The organism is Serratia sp. X10, from assembly GCF_017811775.1.
Lineage (GTDB): Bacteria > Pseudomonadota > Gammaproteobacteria > Enterobacterales > Enterobacteriaceae > Serratia > Serratia ureilytica.
On the sequence record NZ_JAEIOH010000001.1, the window covers coordinates 408,646 to 427,288 of the forward strand.

At 62.2% G+C, this 18,643-nt stretch carries 19 protein-coding genes; 8 read left to right on the forward strand and 11 right to left on the reverse strand.

What is annotated here, in order from left to right; genetic code table 11:
• Window positions 1-10 precede the first annotated feature (10 nt).
• The 3 genes from J9788_RS02155 (at window position 11) to J9788_RS02165 (ending at window position 2,939) form a co-directional block, all read left to right on the forward strand.
• Complete coding sequence (locus J9788_RS02155) at window positions 11-1,051, forward strand: ABC transporter permease (protein ID WP_033652114.1); 1,041 nt, start codon at window positions 11-13, stop codon at window positions 1,049-1,051.
• Between the two features lie 65 nt (window positions 1,052-1,116).
• Complete coding sequence (locus J9788_RS02160) at window positions 1,117-2,037, forward strand: sugar ABC transporter substrate-binding protein (protein WP_182264646.1); 921 nt, start codon at window positions 1,117-1,119, stop codon at window positions 2,035-2,037.
• Between the two features lie 137 nt (window positions 2,038-2,174).
• Window positions 2,175-2,939 (forward strand): SDR family oxidoreductase, encoded by a 765-nt coding sequence (locus J9788_RS02165; RefSeq protein WP_046899300.1) that lies wholly within the window; start codon window positions 2,175-2,177, stop codon window positions 2,937-2,939.
• Between the two features lie 30 nt (window positions 2,940-2,969).
• On the opposite strand, the gene lhgO is transcribed toward J9788_RS02165, so the two are convergent.
• From lhgO to metQ, 5 genes are all read right to left on the reverse strand, one after another.
• A complete protein-coding gene (gene lhgO / locus J9788_RS02170; RefSeq protein WP_046899301.1) occupies window positions 2,970-4,160 on the reverse strand; it encodes an L-2-hydroxyglutarate oxidase in 1,191 nt (396 codons plus the stop codon).
• Entirely contained in the window at window positions 4,160-4,879 is a 720-nt protein-coding gene (locus J9788_RS02175; protein WP_182264645.1) for a FadR/GntR family transcriptional regulator, read from the reverse strand. Before J9788_RS02175 ends, lhgO begins: the two co-directional genes overlap by 1 nt.
• On the reverse strand, window positions 4,876-6,831 hold the full coding sequence (locus J9788_RS02180; protein WP_182264644.1) for a TRAP transporter permease: 1,956 nt from the start codon (window positions 6,829-6,831) through the stop codon (window positions 4,876-4,878). Before J9788_RS02180 ends, J9788_RS02175 begins: the two co-directional genes overlap by 4 nt.
• A gap of 13 nt (window positions 6,832-6,844) precedes the next feature.
• A complete protein-coding gene (locus tag J9788_RS02185; protein ID WP_182264643.1) occupies window positions 6,845-7,879 on the reverse strand; it encodes a TAXI family TRAP transporter solute-binding subunit in 1,035 nt (344 codons plus the stop codon).
• Window positions 7,880-8,063: 184 nt separating this feature from the next.
• The gene (gene metQ, locus J9788_RS02190; protein ID WP_046899305.1) at window positions 8,064-8,879 is read right to left on the reverse strand and encodes a methionine ABC transporter substrate-binding lipoprotein MetQ; all 816 of its coding nucleotides are present in this window, start codon (window positions 8,877-8,879) and stop codon (window positions 8,064-8,066) included.
• Window positions 8,880-9,115: 236 nt separating this feature from the next.
• On the opposite strand from metQ, the gene J9788_RS02195 reads away from it, so the two are divergent.
• The 5 genes from J9788_RS02195 (at window position 9,116) to J9788_RS02215 (ending at window position 11,597) form a co-directional block, all read left to right on the forward strand.
• Window positions 9,116-9,634 carry a hypothetical protein gene (locus J9788_RS02195; protein ID WP_046899306.1) on the forward strand — a complete coding sequence of 173 codons (519 nt, stop codon included), beginning with the start codon at window positions 9,116-9,118 and terminating at the stop codon, window positions 9,632-9,634.
• Window positions 9,635-9,781: 147 nt separating this feature from the next.
• Window positions 9,782-10,207, forward strand: coding sequence for a universal stress protein (locus J9788_RS02200; protein ID WP_046899307.1), 426 nt, complete (start codon window positions 9,782-9,784; stop codon window positions 10,205-10,207).
• Window positions 10,208-10,317: 110 nt separating this feature from the next.
• Window positions 10,318-10,632, forward strand: coding sequence for a helix-turn-helix transcriptional regulator (locus J9788_RS02205; protein WP_046899308.1), 315 nt, complete (start codon window positions 10,318-10,320; stop codon window positions 10,630-10,632).
• Window positions 10,629-10,958, forward strand: coding sequence for an SRPBCC domain-containing protein (locus J9788_RS02210; protein WP_182264642.1), 330 nt, complete (start codon window positions 10,629-10,631; stop codon window positions 10,956-10,958). Before J9788_RS02205 ends, J9788_RS02210 begins: the two co-directional genes overlap by 4 nt.
• Window positions 10,959-11,003: 45 nt before the next feature.
• Window positions 11,004-11,597, forward strand: coding sequence for an ATP-dependent Clp protease proteolytic subunit (locus tag J9788_RS02215; protein WP_046899310.1), 594 nt, complete (start codon window positions 11,004-11,006; stop codon window positions 11,595-11,597).
• Between the two features lie 5 nt (window positions 11,598-11,602).
• Here the strand turns inward: J9788_RS02215 and J9788_RS02220 are convergent, their stop codons facing one another.
• From J9788_RS02220 to J9788_RS02245, 6 genes are all read right to left on the reverse strand, one after another.
• A complete protein-coding gene (locus tag J9788_RS02220; RefSeq protein ID WP_046899311.1) occupies window positions 11,603-12,469 on the reverse strand; it encodes a hypothetical protein in 867 nt (288 codons plus the stop codon).
• A gap of 44 nt (window positions 12,470-12,513) precedes the next feature.
• The gene (locus tag J9788_RS02225) at window positions 12,514-13,266 is read right to left on the reverse strand and encodes a molecular chaperone (RefSeq protein ID WP_241427807.1); all 753 of its coding nucleotides are present in this window, start codon (window positions 13,264-13,266) and stop codon (window positions 12,514-12,516) included.
• Complete coding sequence (locus tag J9788_RS02230) at window positions 13,263-14,603, reverse strand: fimbrial protein (protein ID WP_182264641.1); 1,341 nt, start codon at window positions 14,601-14,603, stop codon at window positions 13,263-13,265. Before J9788_RS02230 ends, J9788_RS02225 begins: the two co-directional genes overlap by 4 nt.
• A 27-nt stretch (window positions 14,604-14,630) precedes the next feature.
• Window positions 14,631-17,168 (reverse strand): fimbria/pilus outer membrane usher protein, encoded by a 2,538-nt coding sequence (locus J9788_RS02235; RefSeq protein ID WP_182264640.1) that lies wholly within the window; start codon window positions 17,166-17,168, stop codon window positions 14,631-14,633.
• A 20-nt stretch (window positions 17,169-17,188) separates the two neighbouring features.
• Window positions 17,189-17,911, reverse strand: coding sequence for a molecular chaperone (locus J9788_RS02240; protein WP_182264639.1), 723 nt, complete (start codon window positions 17,909-17,911; stop codon window positions 17,189-17,191).
• An 89-nt stretch (window positions 17,912-18,000) separates the two neighbouring features.
• On the reverse strand, window positions 18,001-18,534 hold the full coding sequence (locus J9788_RS02245; RefSeq protein ID WP_046686889.1) for a fimbrial protein: 534 nt from the start codon (window positions 18,532-18,534) through the stop codon (window positions 18,001-18,003).
• Between the last annotated feature and the right edge of the window lie 109 nt (window positions 18,535-18,643).

The window sequence follows — 18,643 nt, forward strand, 5'->3', positions numbered from 1 at the left end:
GATGAACATCATGAGTAACGTAAAGATTGAGAAGCCGCTCTCCGCCGATTCAACGGGCAAGGGATCGCTGTTCTCCGGGCTGAGCGGCAAAATGCCGAAAGACACCGGTATTTTCATCGTGATGCTCGGCATTGCGCTGATCTTCGAAATCCTCGGCTGGTACATGCGCGATCAGTCGTTCCTGCTTAACCCGAACCGCCTGCTGCTGATCGTGCTGCAGGTGGCGATCATCGGCATCATCGCGGTGGGCGTCACCCAGGTCATCATCACCACCGGCATCGATCTCTCATCCGGTTCGCTGATTGCGTTGACCGCGGTGGTGGCGGCCAGCCTGGCGCAGACCTCGGACAGCATTTCGCCGATGTATCCGGGGCTGCTCGATCTGCCGGCGGCGATCCCGATCGGCGCGGGGATTGGGGTGGGCATCGTCTGCGGCTTTATCAACGGCTTCCTGATCACCCGCACCGGCATTCCGCCGTTCATCGCCACGCTGGGGATGATGGTATCGGCGCGCGGTCTGGCGCAGTACTACACCAAGGGCAACCCGGTCAGCTTCCTGTCGGATGGCTTCACGGCGATCGGCCAGGGGGCGATGCCGGTGATCATCTTCCTGGTGATCGCGGTGATCTTCCACATCGCGCTGAAGCACACCCGTTATGGCAAATACATCTACGCCATCGGCGGCAACATGACCTCGGCGCGGGTTTCCGGCATCAACGTCAATAAGTACCTGGTGACGGTTTATACCATCGCCGGCGGGTTGGCGGGACTGGCAGGCGTGGTGCTGGCGGCGCGCGTCAGCAGCGGCCAGTCGAGCATGGGCATGTCCTATGAGCTGGACGCCATCGCCGCGGCGGTGATCGGCGGCAGCAGCCTGATGGGCGGCGTCGGGCGCATTACCGGCACGCTGATCGGCGCGGTGATCCTTGGCCTTATCAAAAGCGGCTTCACCTTTATCGGCGTCGATTCTTACATTCAGGACATCATCAAAGGCGTGATTATCGTCGCCGCCGTGTCGATCGACATGCGTCGCAACCGCAAAAAACACTGATTGCCGTGAATTGCCGCCGGCGCCAGGGTTGGCCGGCGGCGTTTTTTTACCCGGGGGGACATATCATGAACTTTCTGAAAGGGCTGTGGCTGGCGGCGGCGCTGTGCGCTTCCGCGCCGGCATGGGCGCAAACCATCGGCGTATCGATGGCCTATTTCGACCAGAACTTCCTCACCATTATCCGCCAGGCGATCGACAAGGAGGCCAAAGCGCGCGGCATTACCGTGCAGTTCGAAGATGCGCGCGGCGACGTCGGCCGCCAGACCGATCAGGTGCAGAGCTTTATCAGCGCCGGGGTGGACGCGATTATCGTCGATCCGGTCAACTCGGCCAGCACGCCGGTGATGACCAAAATGGTGCAGGCCGCCGGCGTGCCGCTGGTGTACGTGAACCGCACGCCAGGCGACGCCAGGCTGCCGCAGGGGGTGGTGTTCGTCGGCTCCGACGAGCGGGAGTCCGGCACGCTGCAGATGGAAGAACTGGCGCGGCTGGCCAACTATCAGGGCAATGTGGCGGTGATGATCGGCAACCTGACCGACGCCGGCGCGCTGCAGCGTACCCAAGACGTGGAGCAGGTGGTGGCCAAATACCCGAAGATGAAGGTGGTGCAGAAACAGAGCGCCAACTATTCACGCAGTGAAGGTATGGATCTGATGATGAACTGGCTGACCAACGGCGAAACGATCGACATCGTCGCCGCCAACAATGACGAGATGGCGATCGGCGCGATCATGGCGCTGCAGCAGGCCGGCAAAGCGGACAAGAACGTGCTGATCGGCGGCATCGACGCCACGCCCGACGGCCTCAAGGCGCTGGCCTCCGGCAAGATGCAGGTCACGGTGTTCCAGGATGCGGTCGGCCAGGGCAAGGCGTCGGTCGATGTGGCGCAGCGCATGATCAACGGCGAAAAGCTTGAGCCGTATTATTGGATCCCGTTCGAGTTGGTGACGCCGGCCAATCAGGAGAAATACGCGGCCAAACCGTGAGTTCGCCGTCGGATCCGCGTTGCCGGGGCGCTGCTTGCAGCGCCTTTTTCATGGCGCCAATTGCATGTCCGCTTGCGGCCAGCGCTGCGCCGGATGTTGCGTCACACTGAGGCTCTTTTACGGTGTGAGGATAAGAGATGAACGCATTGAACGGTAAGGTAGCGTTGATTGGCGGCGCCAGTTCGGGGATCGGGCGGGCGGCGGCGCTGTTGTTCGCCCGGCAGGGGGCGGCGCTGGTGTTGGGCGCCCGGCGCGAGCGGCTGCTGGCTGAACTGGTGGGGGACATTCGGCGCGAGGGCGGCCGGGCGTTGGCGGTAGCCGGTGACGTGTGCGACGAAGCCTTCGCCGAACGGTTAACGGCGACGGCCGTCGATGAATTCGGCGGGCTGGATATCGCCTTCAACAACGCCGGCACGTTGGGGCCGCTGGGGCCGTCGCTGGCGCTCAGCGCGTCAGAATGGCGTGACGTGCTGGAAACCAACCTGTCCAGTGCTTACTACAGCGCCAAATATCAAATTCCCGCCATGCAGGCGCGCGGCGCGGGCTCGGTGATCTTCACCTCTACATTCGTCGGCCACACCGCGGCGTTTCCCGGTACGGCGGCCTATGCGGCCAGCAAATCGGGGCTGATCGGCCTGACGCAGGCGCTGGCGGTGGAGTTTGGCGGACACGGCATTCGGGTGAACGCGCTGCTGCCGGGGGGCACTGACACGGCGATGGGGCGGCAGATGAGCAATACCCCGGAAGCATTGGCGCAGGTGGCCCAGCTGCACGCGCTGAAGCGATTGGCGATGCCGGAGGAGATCGCGCAGGCGGCGCTGTATTTGGCGTCTGACGCTTCCTCGTTCGTCACCGGTACCGCAATGCTGGTGGACGGCGGCGTTTCCATCCAGCGCGGCTGAGGCCACGGGCGCCCGCGGCTTCAGCGGGCGTCAGAAAGTGGACAGGTGGCGGCGCACGATCTCTTTGCCGATCTCCAGCGAGGCGGTCGCCGCCGGAGAGGGAGCATTGCACACGTGCAGCGAGCGTTTTCCCTGCACGAAGTGGAAATCGTCCACCAGCTTGCCGTCGGCGGTCAACGCCTGGGCGCGCACCCCGGCCGGCCCGGGCCGGATATCCTGCTCCTGCAGCGCCGGGATCAGCCGGCGGGCGTTGTCGGCGAAACGGCGGCGCGACAGCGAACGGCGCATTTCCGCCAGCCCTTCGCCGAGGTAGTTGCCGGCGATTTTCCAAAAGCCGCGATAGCCGAGCACCTCGCTCAGATCGCGCAGGCTGAAGTCGCATTTGCGGTAGCCTTCGCGTTTGAAGGCCAGCACCGCATTGGGGCCGACGTCGCGCTTGCCGTTGTACATGCGGGTGAAATGCACGCCGAGGAACGGGAAGTCCGGGTTGGGCACCGGATAGATAAGATGGTTGACCAGGTGGTTTTTCGCCTCGTCCAGCACATAGTATTCGCCGCGGAACGGCACGATCTTCATGCCGGTTTCGTAACCGGCCAGTTTGGCGATGCGATCGCTGAACAGCCCCGCGCAGTTGACCAGCACCCGCCCTTCGAAGGTGTCGCCGGCGGCGGTGACAGTGACGCCGCCGGCGTGCTCGCGAATGGCCTCGGCCTGATGGCCGTAAGCGATTTCGCCGCCGCGCCGCACAATGATCTCCGCCAGCTTGGCGGCCACCTCCGCGTAGTTGACGATACCGGCGTCGGGCACCAGCAATGCCTCGAGGCCGTTGACGTGCGGTTCACGCTCCCGCAGTTGCGCCTGCGACAGCCGGGTGACCTGCAGGCCGTTTTGCAGGCCGCGCTGATAGATATTCTCCAGCCGCTCCAGCTCGTTCAGTTGGGTGGCGACGATCACCTTGCCGCACTGGTCGTGATACAGGTCGTGTTCGCGGCAAAAGGCGAACATGCTGCGGTTGCCCTGTTTTGCCAACTGCGCTTTCAGGCTGCCGGGCGCGTAGTAAATGCCGGAGTGCACCACGTTGCTGTTGTGGCCGCTTTGGTGCGCCGCCGGGCCGCGCTCTTTTTCCAACACCAGAATGCGCCGCTGCGGATCCGCCTCCTGCAGCGCATTCACCACGCCAAGCCCCACCAGGCCGGCGCCGATCACGATCGCGTCGTACATCACGGCTTTTGCTCCTCGTTTTCCAGGCGGCGTAATTTGCCGCGCACGTTGTTCAAATGATTTTGCATGGCGGCGGTGGCCGCCGCCGCATCGCCGTCGCGAATGGCGATAAACACTCGTTCATGCTCGTCGATCACCCGCTGGCGCTCGGCCTGACGCCCCAGATTTTTTCTGAGCGAGTACACCAGCACCCCCAGGTACAGCTCGTGCATGTTATCGAGGATCTGCACGAAAAATGGGTTATGCGAAGCCTGCATGATGGCGCGGTGAAACAGGTAGTCCTGCCGATAGCCGATCTGGCCGTCGTTCAGCGTGCAGTCACGAAAGGCGAGGTGCGCCTGTTCGATCGCCTGCAATTCCTGTTCGGTGCGGCGCTCGGCGGCCATGCGCGCCGCCTGTTGCTCCATGACTTCGCGCATTTCCAACAGCGCCTCCACCTCACGGCGGTCGGCGATTTCCATCACCAGCGGCTCGTATTTGCTCAGCAGCGAATGCTGTTCCACCCGATGACCGCCGCCCTGGCGTGAGGAGATGATGCCGCTGACCTCCAGCACGCCGAGCGCCTCGCGCACCGGCACCCGGCTGACGCCGAACGCGTCCGCCAACACATTTTCCGATGGCAGCTTCTCGCCGATCGGAAAGGTGCCGTCGCTGATGCCGGCTTTCAGCTGCGCCAGCACTTGATGAGAGGCTTTCTGGCGCGTGACCTTGCGGATCATGACGCGCCACCCGGCAGCGCGGCTCGCTGCTTATAGCGCAGCAGGTGCATGGCGGCGGCGCCGGCGATCAGGGTCGCGCCGCCCAGATCGGTCATCAGGCCCGGTTTGATCAGCAAAATCGCCGCCGCGGTAAACAGCACTCGCTCCAGCCAATGGGTTTTCATCAGCCAGAAATTGGCGCTGGCGATCGACAGCGCGTAGATCCCCACCAGCGCGCTGATCACCATATGCAGCACCGACAGCGGATTGAGATCGTCCCCCTGCATCAGCAGCATCGGGTTGTAGACCAGAATGAACGGAATGATAAAGCCCGGCAGCGCCAGACGCACCGCATCCCACGAGGTTTGCATCGGATCGGCGCGGGCGATGCTGGCGGCGGTGTAGCTGGCCAGCGCCACCGGCGGCGTGATGTTGGACAGTGCGCCGAACCAGAACACGAAGAAGTGCGCCGCCAGCGGCAGCACGCCGGCCTTGATCAGGATTGGCGACACGGTGACCGCCACCACGATGTAGAGCGCGGTGGAAGGCAGCCCCATGCTGAGCACGATGCACACCAGCATCACCACCAGCAGGATCATCCACAGGGTGTTGTCGGTCATGGCGACGATGTTGAACGCCAGCGTCGAGCCGATGCCGGTCATGGTCACCACGCAGATGATCACGCCGATGGCGGCGCAGGCGATGGTGACCTGAATCGAGCCGCGCGCCGCGTCGTTCAGGGCCAATGCGATTTTTTTCGGCGTCATGCGCACCGAGCTGTCGGGGGTGAGCCAGCTGGCGACGATAATCGAAATGATGCCGAGAAAGCCGGCGTAGATCGGCGTTTTGCCCAGCAGCAGCGTGCCGATGACGATGACGAGCGGCAGCAGCAACAGCCCGCGCGCCTTCAGCACCGCGCGCACCTGGGGAATGTTCTCTTTGCTGATGCCCTTCAGGCCCTGTTTCTTGGCTTCCAGATCGATGGCCATGATCAGTGCGGCGTAATAGAGCAGCGCCGGCACGATGGCGGCGATGACGATGGTGGTGTATGAGATGCCGAGGAAGCCGGCCATGATAAATGCCGCCGCGCCCATGATGGGGGGCATGATCATGCCGCCGGTGGAGGCGGTGGCCTCAACGGCGCCGGCGAAGCGAGGCGACAGGCCGATGCTTTTCATCAGCGGAATGGTGAAGGTGCCGGTGGTGGCGACGTTGGCCACCGCGCTGCCGCTCAACGAGCCGGTGAGCGCCGACGAGATCACCGCCACCTGGGCCGGGCCGCCGCGGCGGCGTCCGGCAGCGGCCAGCGCCAGATCGTTGAACAGCGCGGTCGCGCCGCTGACGCTGAGAAAGGCGCCGAACAGAATAAACACCACGATGGCGGTGGAGGCGGTGGACAGGGTGATGCCGAAAATCCCTTCGCTGGTCATAAACAGCCGGTACAGCAGGCGCTCCACCGAGAAACCGCCGTGGCCGAAAATGCCCATGAAGTACTGGCCGAACAGCGCATAAACGATGGCGAAAGTCGCCAGGCCGGGAATGAAATAGCCGGTGGTGCGGCGCGCGGCTTCAAACAGGACGCCGATGCCGATCGCCGCCATGACGTAATCGGTGGTGTTGGGCATGCTCTTGCGCACCACGTGCAGATCGACATAGTTAACGTAGAAATAGCCGTAGCTGACCAGCGTCAGGATGATGAACAGATAGTCCCAACGATTGAAGCCGCGGGTGGCGTGGCGAGCTGAAAACGGGAACAGGATAAAGCCCAGGATCAGAATGCCGCTCAGGAAGGTGGTGTTGCGATAGAACTCTTGAGTGTTGGACAGCGCATTGGCGTAGATGGCGTAGGCGGAAATGGCGATCGCCAGGACGGTCGCCAGCTGCAGATAGACGCCGCTCAGCGGCCGGCTGCCGGCGCCGGCTTCCTTGTCCAGATCGACGGCGGGCTGCGGTGAAGAAGAGTGAGTGCTCATACGACCTCCTGGATTATGGGTTGGCGGCCAGCGCGGCGGCTTCCGGTGGGATCAGATAATCGGGTATCTCGACGCCGGCTTCGCGATAGTAGCGATAGGCGCCGAGGTGCAGCGGCACCGAAACGCCTTTCAGCGCGTTTTCCAGCGAGATGTATTTGGCCGAGCTGTGCACCTGGTGCACTTCCGGCAGGTTCTCGAACATCGTTTTGGTCAGGTCGTACACCAGCTTTTCGTCGAGCCGGCTGAGGGCCACCAGAATGTTGGGCTGCGCGATGGTGGCGACCGCTTTGGGCTGGCGCGGGTAGGTATCCGCTTTGATGTCGAACCGAAACCAGGAGTTGGCGATGGCGTTGATGCTGGCCAACTGCTCGTCGGTGACTTCCAGGAGGCGCGCTGGCACGCCGCTCGCGTACATGTCGGTGACGGCGGCCGCCGGCACCCCGGCGGGCAGGGCGCCGCCGTCCAGGCGCCCGTCGCGCATTGCGGACACCGTATCGCCGTAGCCGAGGTATTCCGCCGACAGCGATTTTTTGCTCAGCTTGACGCCCTGCAGGATGATCATCGTCGACTGCTCGGTGCCGCTGGCCTGCGGCCCGACGGAAAAGCGCGTGCCGGCAATATCGTTCAGCGTGCCGTCTTTCACCCGGCTTTCCAGCATCACGAAGTGTTCGACGTTGGGCCACAGCATGGAGATGGATCGCAGCTCGCCGTCGGCGCGGCCGTTGAAGTTGCGCACGCCCTGATAGGCTTCAACGGCGATCAGGCTCTGTAAAATCGCCAGCTGCGCCTCGTCTTTTTGCAGCAGGTCGATATTCTCGATCGAACCGGCGGAGGACTGACCGGTCACCTGGATCCCCTGATGTTTCAGCCGGTTGCTCCAGACGTTGGCCAGCCCGACGCCCATCGGGTAGTAGGTGCCGCCGGTGGAGGCGGTGGCGACGGAGAGAAAGGTTTTATCGGCGTTTTCCGCTTTACCGGCGATGGCCAGCAACGCGGCGCCGACCACGGCACAGGTAACAAGCAACGTTTTGATTTTTCTATTTTTCATTATTTTCCCCAGCGGTTTTTTGAAACAAATAGAAAACATTTACGCAAACTTGTATACAACATGGCAGCTTTATTCACCTAAAGCGCAGTGTTTGATTTGTGATCTGGGTGGGTGAAAAGTGAACGGTGCGGCGGAGGGGAAATGCAAAACCCGTGGCCTGGCGCCACGGGCATACGGGAGAGGGTTACCAGCCTTTGACGGCGTCGCCCTTGTAGATTTCGGCGGCGCTGGCCGCCACTTCATCGGTCTGATAGGCCTTGACCAGATCCTTCACTTTCTCGCTGTCTTTGTTGTCGATGCGGCTGGCGAAGATGTTGACGTAAGGCGAGTTTTTGTCCTCGACAAACAGCCCGTCCTTCGCCGGCGACAGACCGATCTGGCTGGAATAGTTGGTGTTGATGATCGCCAGCGTTACCTGCTGGTCGTCCAGCGCGCGCGGCAGCTGCGGCGCTTCAATCTCGACGATTTTCAGCTTTTTCGGGTTGCTGACGATGTCCAGCGCGGTCGGCAGCAGGCCGACGCCGTCTTTCAGAGCAATCAGCCCCTGTTTTTGCAACAGCAGCAGCGAGCGGCCCAGGTTGGTTGGATCGTTCGGCACCGCCACCTGCGCGCCGTCCGGCAGTTGGCTGAGCGCGGTGATTTTCTTCGAATAGCCGGCGATCGGGTAGACGAAGGTGTTGCCTACCGCCGCCAGCTTGTAGCCGCGCTCCTGCATCTGTTTGTCCAGATAGGGTTTGTGTTGGAAGGCGTTGACGTCCAGATCGCCGTTGTTCAGCGCTTCGTTCGGCAGCACGTAATCGTTGAAGGTCACCACTTCCACGTCCAGATCGTATTTCTGCTTGGCCACTTTCTGCACCACTGCCCACAGCGACTGATCGATGCCGGCGCTGATGCCGACCTTGATGTGGTGATCGTCCTGTGCGGTCGGGCCGCAGGCGGTCAGCAACAGCGTGCCGGCGGCGGCCAGCGCCAGCGTGAGGTTTTTCAGCGTAAATGTCATTTTCCCAGAGTCCTTGTCAACATTGCCTGCTAATTTAGGCGGGCAGAATAGTGGCAGTGACTGTAGATAATCGCTGAGCTAAAACAAAATACTGATTCACTATGACTAATAGCGATTGGCTATGAGTAGCCGCCGCCCGGCGCGATGCGGATTGCTTTGACGGCGAATCGGCGGGCTTATTATGATAGCCGCTGGCCCGCGAGGGCAGACTGGGTACTGAAACGAAGGAAAAGACAATGCGATTGAACACTTGGAGCAAGGCGCTGCTGCCGCTGGTGGTGTTGGCCTGCGTCTCGGCGACTCAGGTTCGGGCGGCGGAGAGCGATACCGGACCGATCCCTAAACAGCTGCTGGGCAACTGGCGCGTCAGCAAAATCGTGCCGACCCAAACCACCGGCTGCTGGGATCAGCAGCAGGCGCAGAGCCTGATTGGCGGCAAGATCAGCTATAAAGCGGATGCGTTCAGCTGGAACGGCACGGCGCTGAAAAGCGAGGGGGCTACCGTCAGCACCGTAGAGGCGCAGGAGTTTGTTGAGGACAACGCCGGCAGCAGTTCCTACATCGATTTCCCGATGCTGGGCATCAGCACGCCGTCGGTCGAGCGTGTGACCATTCAGCATGCCGATACCGCCATCAAAGGCATCACCGATCAAGGCACCGAAGGGGTGCCCGGCGACAACGTGCTGGTGAAAAATGCCAACACGCTGATCCTGTCGTTGTGCAACGTCTGGTTTGAGGTGCAGCGCGAGAAGTAATTTCTGCCTTCAGCCCCGGCAACGGGGCTTTCCCACCGCATCACCACCCGCCACGAGCGCCATTTCTGAACTAAAATTAACCATAACGATATGACCCCGGCGTGATATCGGAGCCTCGGCTCTACCGAGTCCATGACAGGAGGCGCTATGTGTTACCACCATATTGTCATCGCCACCGATCTGAGCGATGACGGCAAACGGCTGGTCGAAAAGGGGGCGCTGCTGGCGGAAGCGCTGAAGGCCAAACTCTCGCTGATCTATGTGGACGTTCACTACGACACCTACCACGCGGCGATCGGCTTTTCGGAGCGCAGCTATGACGGCGTACCGTTCGAAGAGAAGATCCGCAAAGAGCTGGAGCCCACCACGCAAAACGTCAATTACCCGATCGCGGAAGTGATTATCGGGCGCGGCGGCTTCGTTGACGAACTGCGCACGGCGGTCGTGGACAAGAACATCGATCTGCTGGTGTTCGGCCATCACCACGATCTGTGGAGCAACCTGTTTTCCTCCACCCGCAACGCCATCAACCAGCTGAATATCGACGTGCTGGTGATCCCGATCCGTTCATAAGCGCGATCATGCCTCGTCCATTCACTCCGCGCTGCGGCGCGGAGTTTCTTTTGCAGCAAAAAATGCCTTGCTCGGTTGCATGATACATAAGTGAATACTAATGTGTTTATATGAACGAAAATGACATCTTCAAGGCGCTGGCCGATCCGACCCGCCGCCGCATCTTCGACAAACTCGCCGCCGGCAGCATGAACGCCAGCGCGCTGCGCGAAGGGCTGACCATCAGCCAGTCGGCGATGTCGCAACACCTGGCGGTGCTGCGCAATGCCGGACTGGTGCGCGAGGCGAAACAGGGGCGCTGCGTCAATTACCAGGTCGACTCGGACGGGCTGGCGCAGATCGCGCAGTGGCTGGCGAAGTACCGCGCTTATTGGCCGGCGCGCATCGACGCGCTGCAAACCTTGCTGAAGGACATGGATCAATGAACAAACAGGCCGAGCTGCCGCCGCAGGAACGGCTGGTGTTGGAATACTCGCTTGATGCGCCGCCGGAAAAAGTGTGGCGAGCGCTCAGCGTGCCCGAATTGCGCGAGCAGTGGCTGCCGACGGGAGATCTGGCGCAGGCCGAGCCGCTGACCGCCACGCCGGGCGAGGCGGTGAGCTATCGCCTGCGCGACGACCAACCGCCGTTTCTCGAAAGCGTCGTCACCCTGCAGATAGTGCCGGACGCCGGCGGCGGCAGCCTGCTGCGGATTATCCAGCAGCTCGACGCCGCCAACGATGGCCCGACGACGGTAATGCGCGCCGCCTGACGCGTTAAACACCTTTCTCTTTGTTGCCAACCCAGGAGTTCACCGATGCGTGAGAAGATGATGCTCGTCCCGATGGTGGTGGAGCAGACCAGCCGGGGAGAACGTTCCTTTGACATTTACTCGCGCCTGCTGCGCGATCGGATCGTGTTCCTCAACGGCGAAGTCAACGACGACGTGGCCGAAATGCTGTGCGCCCAGCTGCTGTTTCTGGAGGCGGAAAACCCGGAAAAACCGATCCACTTGTACATCAACTCGCCGGGTGGGGCGATCACCAGCGGGCTGGCGATTTACGACACCATGCAGTACATCCGCGCGCCGGTGCATACGCTGTGCATGGGCACCGCGCGCTCGATGGGCTCGTTCCTGCTGATGGCCGGTGAGCCGGGGCAGCGTATGGCGCTGCCTAACGCCAGCCTGCACGTGCACCAGCCGTTGGGCGGCTTTCAGGGGCAGGCGTCCGATATCCTGATCCACGCCGAAGAGATGAAGCGCACCAAAGATCGGGTGATCCGGCTGTACGCCCAACATTGCGGCCTGAGCGATGAAGCGGTGGAGCGGGCATTGGATCGCGATCGCTTTATGACCGCCGACGAAGCGGCGGCCTGGGGGCTGATCGATCGGGTATTGCGGGCCCGGTAAAGGGCTCAGGAGTGCGTGGCGGATTGTTGCGTTTGCCAAATGTGTTCAAGCCCGAATTCAACCATCGCGAAATAGAGACTGAAATAGCGCTCCGCCATGATGAAAAACGAACTGTTGAGTTCGATTACCACATTATTGGTGGTGGTCAGCAGGCCGGATTTTTCCGCCGCCTGCAGAATGCGGTTCACGTGAGCGCGAGAGACGGAACACGACTTGGCGATTTTCGCCGAGGAGAGCAGCAGAAAGGGGGAGTCCTGTCGGATGCTTTCGATAAACAGCATCAACAACACCATGTGGCCGGCGTCTTTGCTGATAAACAGTGCGGATTGCGGCACCAGATCGATCAGGTAGATCTCCTTGAGCATCAGCTGCCCGTAGGCGGCGAAAAAGGCCGGCAGAAAGTCGGGCGCTGCCAGCAGCGCCGCGATGGGCATCTGCGGCGCCAGCGCCTGATAAGGCCGCGCCATTGAGGCGATCAGCGCCTGGGTTTCCGCCAGCGCGTGCGGCGTAGGCTTATAGCGCAACTGGCGTTTGTCATGCTCGCAGGGTTTGACCTCCAGCCGGCGCCCGACCCGTAAAAAGAACAGAAAGGAATCCAGGGAGTTCTCGCTGATCATATTCTTCCCTTTAAAAAAGGCTTTGATGTCTTTCAGCGCGGCGGCGGGCTGGTGGTAATAAATGGACAGGATGGTGGAGCAGATGATGAACCGGCTGTTCCTGAAAATGATTTTGTAAAACAGCGGATGCTTCTTGTAGGTCTCCCTCAATAATTCCCCGTGTTTGACGATGGCGGTGTGAAACGCCGCTGACTGCCTGATGTTGTTGGCCTGTTTCTCCAGATGAAACTGTAGCTGGAATCTGCTTAGACTCATTTTCCCTATTTCCTGTACTTAAAAAAATGCGCTGCTTTTTATCGTTATGGGTTTGCTGTGTATGGCTTGACGATCTGCTGGCCCTGGTCGTTGATGAGGGTGGCCTGAACGGTGGCCCGAGAGGGGAGCGCGGATGCCGAAACGCCGTCGAGGTGATAATCCCGCGAGCTGAATGGCGCGGTCATCATGTCGCTTTCTTGCCGCACCGGGTAATCGCGCCTGTCGGCGTGCACGGCGATGCGCGCGAACGAGAGATAAAACGCCGATCGGTTTTGACAGCGCAGCAGATAACCGTCCGGCGATTTTTGCAGCGTGAATGAGACGGCCTCGGCCGCGTTTTCGGCTTTCCCCTTCAGCGCCCTGGGCCGGTAGAAGATTTTCATCTGGGTGTTCATCGCCAGCGTCACGCGCGACGCCAGCGGCGGCGTGGTCGGCCGGGTGGGCGGGATCTCATACAGGTTAAGCCAGAACACCGACTCTCTGTCGGCGGGCAGGTTCGCGCCGGCAAACAGGATCCGCAGCCCTTTCAGCGCCGAAGGCTGCAGGGCGAACACGCTGGGCAGGGCGACAAACGGCGCGCGGGACAGTTCGGGGGCTGCGTTGACGTCACCGTTATCGACCCAGGTTTGCGCCACGATCGGGTAGCCGTTGGTGTTGAGCAGCATCAGGGTTTTTTCCGTCTCGCCCTCGTGAAAGATCACCCGCGTGGCGGAGGCGATGATGCCCGCCTGCGCGCCGATGGAGGCCAGCGCCATCAGCAGGGCGCATCCCATAATCAGGTATTTCTTTCTCATCATTGCACCTTAACCCAGACGTAGGCTCTGGCGTCCACCTTGCCGGCGGTGACGGTTTGGCCAGGCAGCCGGGCGAGCGTGGCGGTGAGCTGGGTGGTGTAGTGGGTAAACCCCGCTGCAGTGCTGCCGCCGCCGCTGGCGCCGTTGAGCACCGGATACCAGCCGGCGTCGCTGCCCTGCGGGCATTGCCCGGCGCTGCAGCGCGCCCAGCCGACAAAGTTCATCGGCGCGCCGTTGCCGGCGTTGGCGAGCGCGATGCCCACGCCGGTGGCGACGCTGCTGTCGGTGCCGTAGCCGCTGGAGAGCAGGTAACTTACGCCGCCGTTGGCGCTGACCAACCCGAGCCGCTGCGCCGCGACATAGCTTTCATACGGCACCTGCAGGCCTAGAGCGGTATTGTTGCTGCTGACGCCGGACACGGCGGCGTTGTCGCATTCGATATTGAGGGTGAACTGCGCCTGCGAGGTTTGCCCGGCGGTCAGTTGGCTGACGGAGAGGGTCGGCAGGATCACCAGCGGCGTGACGTTGCGCGCCACGCAGGTGGCGGTATAGGTCAGCGAAGAGATCGGTGCAGTGCCCATGCCCATCGCGTTCCAGCGCCCGGTGCCCCAGGTGGCGTAGTTGGTGGCGGAGTCGCTGCCGATAGGATCCGAGGCGATGCCGGGCCCCTGAAAGGTGACATAGCCGTTCGGCTGCGTGCAGGTATAGTTCGAATTGCCGGTGGTCGACGCCATGCCCACCAGCGGGTTGCCGGCGCTGTAGCCGCAGTAGTTGCTGGCGCCCGCGCCCGGCAGCGAGCTGATGCGGATCAGATCGGCGCGGATGGCGCTGAAGTCTTTCACCCGGATCTGGATTTTGTTGCCGACGGTGGCGTAGCGGGTAATCGGCGCCGACTGCCAGTAACGGGTAAAAACCTTGCCGGAATCCAGATGGGTCAAACGAATGCCGACGTAAGGGAAGTAGGTGGCGTAATAGTTGGGGTTGCCGTCCCTGGCGCCCAGATCGTAATAGCCGCCGACGCGATCGTCGCCGTTGGTGGCGAAGACTTCATAGATCTGTCCGACATCGCCGGCATCGCATTCATACAGCACTTTGTTTGGGTCGGGATAGCGGGTGCCGGAGGTCAGATCGAACACGCTGGTGCCGAGCGGCGTGCCGACGGGCTGCAGATAGGTGCTGGTCAGGTTGACCCGACCCAGCGCCGTGCCCACCCCGCAAGGATCGCAGCCGGAGTCGATCCAGGGGGCGACGCGCGAGCATTGCGCCAGCGCCGCGGGCGCGCCGAACAGCGACAGGGCGAACAGCGCCGGGGCGGCGACCAAATAAGAAATGCGTTTCATCGTCTCTCCTGAGATAAGTTAAACGGGCTAGCGGCACGGGGCGCTGAGCCGCTGAATCGGGCTGTCTTCCGCGGCGGGCAGGCGATAATGCAGCGTGCACTGCTGGCCGGGCGCGTCGCCCCAGTTCAGCGTCAGCGTGCCGGCATTCCGGTCGCTGCGCAGATACACCTGATTAGCTTGGCCAACCATGCCTACGCTGTTACCCGCTTTGTCCAACACGTTGGCGCCCATCGGGATCGGCGCGTTGTCGGGACGCTGTGCGGTAATCAGCAGCGCCTGGCCGCGCACGGTGTTGAAGCGCAGGCGCACCGTGGCGCCGGCGTACGGGGCGACGCGTTGTTGGCCGTCCTCCAGTTCCGCTTTATCATTCATGCCCTCGGGGTTCAGCGCGACGGTGTTGTAGTGATAGGGCACCAGCGCCGGCGCCAGCGCATAGCCGAAGCGATCGACGCGCGCGCCTTGGCCGCCCATCACCTGCGCGCCGTTGGCGCCGGGCGCCTCTATCAGGGCGAAGGTGTCACCGACATACGGCCCTAATGTCACGCCGCCGCGGTGCGCCACCACCGCGCCCTGCAGCGACAGTGAGCCTTGTCGATACTGGCGCGCGGTGGAGAACGAGCCGGTGACGTTGGCGTAAGGCAGGCGGGTTTGCAGGTTGCCGCCCCAGATGCTTTGTTGGCGATCGTCGTCGGTGGTGAAGTTCAGGCCGTAGCTGACCGGCTGTTCGTCGCCGACGCTGCCCGATAGCGCAGCCTGATAGTTGCCCCCCTGACCCTGGCTGTGGTTGGCTAGCAGCGAGACGCTGGGGGCGGATGACGAACGCCCGAGCGGGAAGCTCAGCGACAGGGCGGTGACGGTTTGCGTGTTCTGCGCCAACGGCGCGCTGTAGACGTTATCCAACGGCCCGTAGCCGCGATAGTCGTCGTTGCTGTAGCCCAGGCTGCGGGTGCGGGTGCGGGTGACGGAGAGGTTAAGCGCCACGCCGTTGCCGAAGGTTTTCCCCCAGCCCAGCTGGAGCTGATTGTCGCGGCCGCGCTGATCGCGGTAGTCCTGGGTCGAGCCGGACATCGTCAGGCTGCCGAACGCGCCCATGCCCTGATTGACGGCCACCTCGAAACGCGAACGCTGGCGGTAGGAATCGGACTGCCAGCGTTGGCCGGTGACGGCGGCGCGCCGCACGCCGAGCACGTCGCTGAGATCGCGGAAGCCTTCGGTGGAATAACGGTAGCCGGCGATGGATAAGGTGGTGTCCGTCGGGCTGAAGGTTCGGCTGTAAGAGAGATGCAGCATCCAGCCTGAGGCGCCGCCGTCCGGCAGGCTGGCGTGGGAATAGGTGGTGTCCATGCCGAAGGCGCCCAGTTCGCTGCTGTACACGCCGCCCAGCATCATCGCCTGATAGCCGTCCGCCAGCTGGTTGCCGACGTTGAAGGTCAGGGCGTTGGTCAGGCCGTGTTGCCAGGTCAGTTCGCTGAACAGATCGTTATCGCCGACGTAGCGGGAACGGCCGACGATGGCGGAGTAGCGCGACTGGCCGGGGCGGATGGATTCCGGCACCGCGGCGAACGGCACGGTGAAGGTGCTGACGCTGCCGTCGGCTTCGGTCACCACCACGGTCAGATCGCCGGCGTAGTTGGTGGCGTACAGATCGTTGATGGCGAACGACCCCGGCGCCACGGTGGTTTCGTACAGCGTGCTTTTACCCTGCAGCACCGTCACGCGCGCGTTGCTTTTCGCCACGCCGCGCACCACCGGCGCATAGCCGCGCTGTGAATCCGGCAGCATGCGATCGTCCGAGCTGAGCTGAATGCCGCGAAAGCCCAGGCCAGAAAAGAAGTGCCCGTCGGTAAAGCCTTCGCCCAGCAGCATTTCGCTGCGCCAGGGCAAGATCGCGCGCTGCACGTAGCGGCGGCTGGTGTCCAGGTGGCCGCCGAATTCCCGATCGTAGCGGTAGCTGGATTGCTGGCGGTAGCGCCAGAGCCCGAGGTTGAACCCGCCGTTCAGGTTGGCGTAGGTCGAGTCGAGGTCGCGGGTTTGCCCCTGTCGGTAGCTGACGTGGTATTGGTTGAGGTTATAATTGACGAAGACCATCGATTCGCCGCCGTCCAGGCTGGCGGGATTGACGCTGCCGCGCGGCTGGCCGTTCAACAGCGCCTGCGGAATGCTCAGATCCAGGCGCAGCCGCGAGATATCGGCGTTCACCGTGATGTCCTTCAGATCCCGGCCGGGCAGCAGGCATGCCGTTTCGGCCGCCGGCGGATTTTTCAGCCCGAAGCGCGTCAGCTGTGCGCGATCGAAACAGGGCAGCACCTGCTTGCCTTCGCGCACGAAACGAATTTGATCTCGCTCGAGAAACTGGCCGTTGAGGTACAGATCGATCTGATAGCTGCCGGGGGCGACGGCGTCCTGTTGGTTGAATTGACTCAGGGCGCTGTTGCTCAGCACGCTGCCGCGCAGCAGCGCGGGATCGAAGGTGTAGCCATCGGCGGCGGCGCAGCCCAGCGGCAGCGCCAGCAGCGCGCAACACCAGCGTGCGGGAAGCGGCGTCGCCTTGCGAGCATCGAACATGAAAACCTCCCTGTCTGGTTTCAGCGCGCGACGTTCAGGGTGCGTGTGATTTCCACCCCATAGTCATTGATGACGCGCAGCGCGATCTGCCGCACCTCACCGTTCACCGGCCAGCTGGCCTGCGAAAACGGCGGGATCAGGTCCGCCTGCGGGATCAGGGTGCGTTTTGCGCCGCTGAGTATCGCGGCCTGGCTGACGTTGGCGTAGTAGCCGGTCGGGTTATCGACGCGCAGCGCGTTGCCGACCTGGCGCAGGCTGAGCTTATCGATGACGTGGTTGGCGTCGCCGGCCAGCCCGGCCGGGCGATAGAACACTTTCAGGCGATTGGTGACCACCAGCAGCAGTTTGTTCTTGTCGCTGTCCGTCTGACGCACGGCGGGCACCTGCAGGAAGTTGAGGTAGAACAGCGATTCGCGATCGCGCGGCAGCGGCTGGCCGACGAACGACAGCCGCACCATCTGCCCGCTGTGCGGATTCATGCGGAAGATTTGCGGCGAGGCGACAAAAGGCGCGTCGGCGTTTTCCGGCGTGGACTTGGGGTTATTAATATCGAGCCAGATCTGCATCAGCGCCGGGGCGCCGTCGTCATTGGTGAATTGCAGCGTTTTTTCCCGCGCCTCGGCGGGGTAGATCACGCGATTGCCGAGCAGCGTGACGCTGGCCGACGCGTAGCTGGCGGCAAAACTCATCAGGCAAAACGATAGGGCGGCCCAACGGCGGGCGTAACGGGTTATCTGCTGCATAAACGTGAACCGATAAAGGGAGCGAGTCATTCAGCGCCGTCCGCTAAGGAACGGCGCTGTCATCAACAGGTATGGCGCCTGACGCCGGCTTATCTATAGGTAATGGCGAACTGTGCGGTGGCGATCACCGAACCGGCCGCTACGCCGGTATCTTCCGCGTAGTAGCGAGCCACCAGGTTCTGCGAGGTGGACGTGGCGTCTTTCGCCAGCGTCATCGCCGACGTGGTGACGGTAGAGCCGCTGGCGAATGACAACGGCGTAGTGGCGTCGCTGTCCAGCAGTTGAATGGAAACCTTGGCCGCATCGCCCGCGTTGCCCAGGTTGCCGTTAACTGTCGGGTTGTTGCCCGCCAGCACGGTTTTGATCGCCGTATCGCTGGTTGCCGCCGCACAGCCCGTGACGTTAACGGTAAAGGTGGTGTCGCCGGCGGTGGCGCCTTTGGTGGCGAGCTGGCTGGCGGCGACGGTCGGCAGCAGAACAACCGGGTTGGATTGGTTGCCGTTAATATTCACCGAACAGGTTTGCGTGCTGACTTCGCCTTTAAATTGCACCGTATTGGACGAGGCGGCCGCACAGGCGCCGGAGAGAGTCAGCATGGATAATGCGACTAATTTAACATTCATGTGAAATGCCCTTTAATTTACTTTAGAGAAAAGCTTTCCTGACAGTAATAATTTACTGACGTGCGGTTGTTGATTAATCATGTTGCGCAATTGTTTTTTAAACGCGTCG

What these genes read in the sequence shown, in the direction of transcription:
- J9788_RS02155 (WP_033652114.1), top strand. Translation starts at nt 11, where the DNA reads ATGAGTAACGTAAAGATTGAGAAGCCGCTCTCCGCCGATTCAACGGGC.
- J9788_RS02160 (WP_182264646.1), top strand. Translation starts at nt 1,117, where the DNA reads ATGAACTTTCTGAAAGGGCTGTGGCTGGCGGCGGCGCTGTGCGCTTCC.
- J9788_RS02165 (WP_046899300.1), top strand. Translation starts at nt 2,175, where the DNA reads ATGAACGCATTGAACGGTAAGGTAGCGTTGATTGGCGGCGCCAGTTCG.
- lhgO (WP_046899301.1), bottom strand. Translation starts at nt 4,160, where the DNA reads ATGTACGACGCGATCGTGATCGGCGCCGGCCTGGTGGGGCTTGGCGTG.
- J9788_RS02175 (WP_182264645.1), bottom strand. Translation starts at nt 4,879, where the DNA reads ATGATCCGCAAGGTCACGCGCCAGAAAGCCTCTCATCAAGTGCTGGCG.
- J9788_RS02180 (WP_182264644.1), bottom strand. Translation starts at nt 6,831, where the DNA reads ATGAGCACTCACTCTTCTTCACCGCAGCCCGCCGTCGATCTGGACAAG.
- J9788_RS02185 (WP_182264643.1), bottom strand. Translation starts at nt 7,879, where the DNA reads ATGAAAAATAGAAAAATCAAAACGTTGCTTGTTACCTGTGCCGTGGTC.
- metQ (WP_046899305.1), bottom strand. Translation starts at nt 8,879, where the DNA reads ATGACATTTACGCTGAAAAACCTCACGCTGGCGCTGGCCGCCGCCGGC.
- J9788_RS02195 (WP_046899306.1), top strand. Translation starts at nt 9,116, where the DNA reads ATGCGATTGAACACTTGGAGCAAGGCGCTGCTGCCGCTGGTGGTGTTG.
- J9788_RS02200 (WP_046899307.1), top strand. Translation starts at nt 9,782, where the DNA reads ATGTGTTACCACCATATTGTCATCGCCACCGATCTGAGCGATGACGGC.
- J9788_RS02205 (WP_046899308.1), top strand. Translation starts at nt 10,318, where the DNA reads ATGAACGAAAATGACATCTTCAAGGCGCTGGCCGATCCGACCCGCCGC.
- J9788_RS02210 (WP_182264642.1), top strand. Translation starts at nt 10,629, where the DNA reads ATGAACAAACAGGCCGAGCTGCCGCCGCAGGAACGGCTGGTGTTGGAA.
- J9788_RS02215 (WP_046899310.1), top strand. Translation starts at nt 11,004, where the DNA reads ATGCGTGAGAAGATGATGCTCGTCCCGATGGTGGTGGAGCAGACCAGC.
- J9788_RS02220 (WP_046899311.1), bottom strand. Translation starts at nt 12,469, where the DNA reads ATGAGTCTAAGCAGATTCCAGCTACAGTTTCATCTGGAGAAACAGGCC.
- J9788_RS02225 (WP_241427807.1), bottom strand. Translation starts at nt 13,266, where the DNA reads ATGATGAGAAAGAAATACCTGATTATGGGATGCGCCCTGCTGATGGCG.
- J9788_RS02230 (WP_182264641.1), bottom strand. Translation starts at nt 14,603, where the DNA reads ATGAAACGCATTTCTTATTTGGTCGCCGCCCCGGCGCTGTTCGCCCTG.
- J9788_RS02235 (WP_182264640.1), bottom strand. Translation starts at nt 17,168, where the DNA reads ATGTTCGATGCTCGCAAGGCGACGCCGCTTCCCGCACGCTGGTGTTGC.
- J9788_RS02240 (WP_182264639.1), bottom strand. Translation starts at nt 17,911, where the DNA reads ATGCAGCAGATAACCCGTTACGCCCGCCGTTGGGCCGCCCTATCGTTT.
- J9788_RS02245 (WP_046686889.1), bottom strand. Translation starts at nt 18,534, where the DNA reads ATGAATGTTAAATTAGTCGCATTATCCATGCTGACTCTCTCCGGCGCC.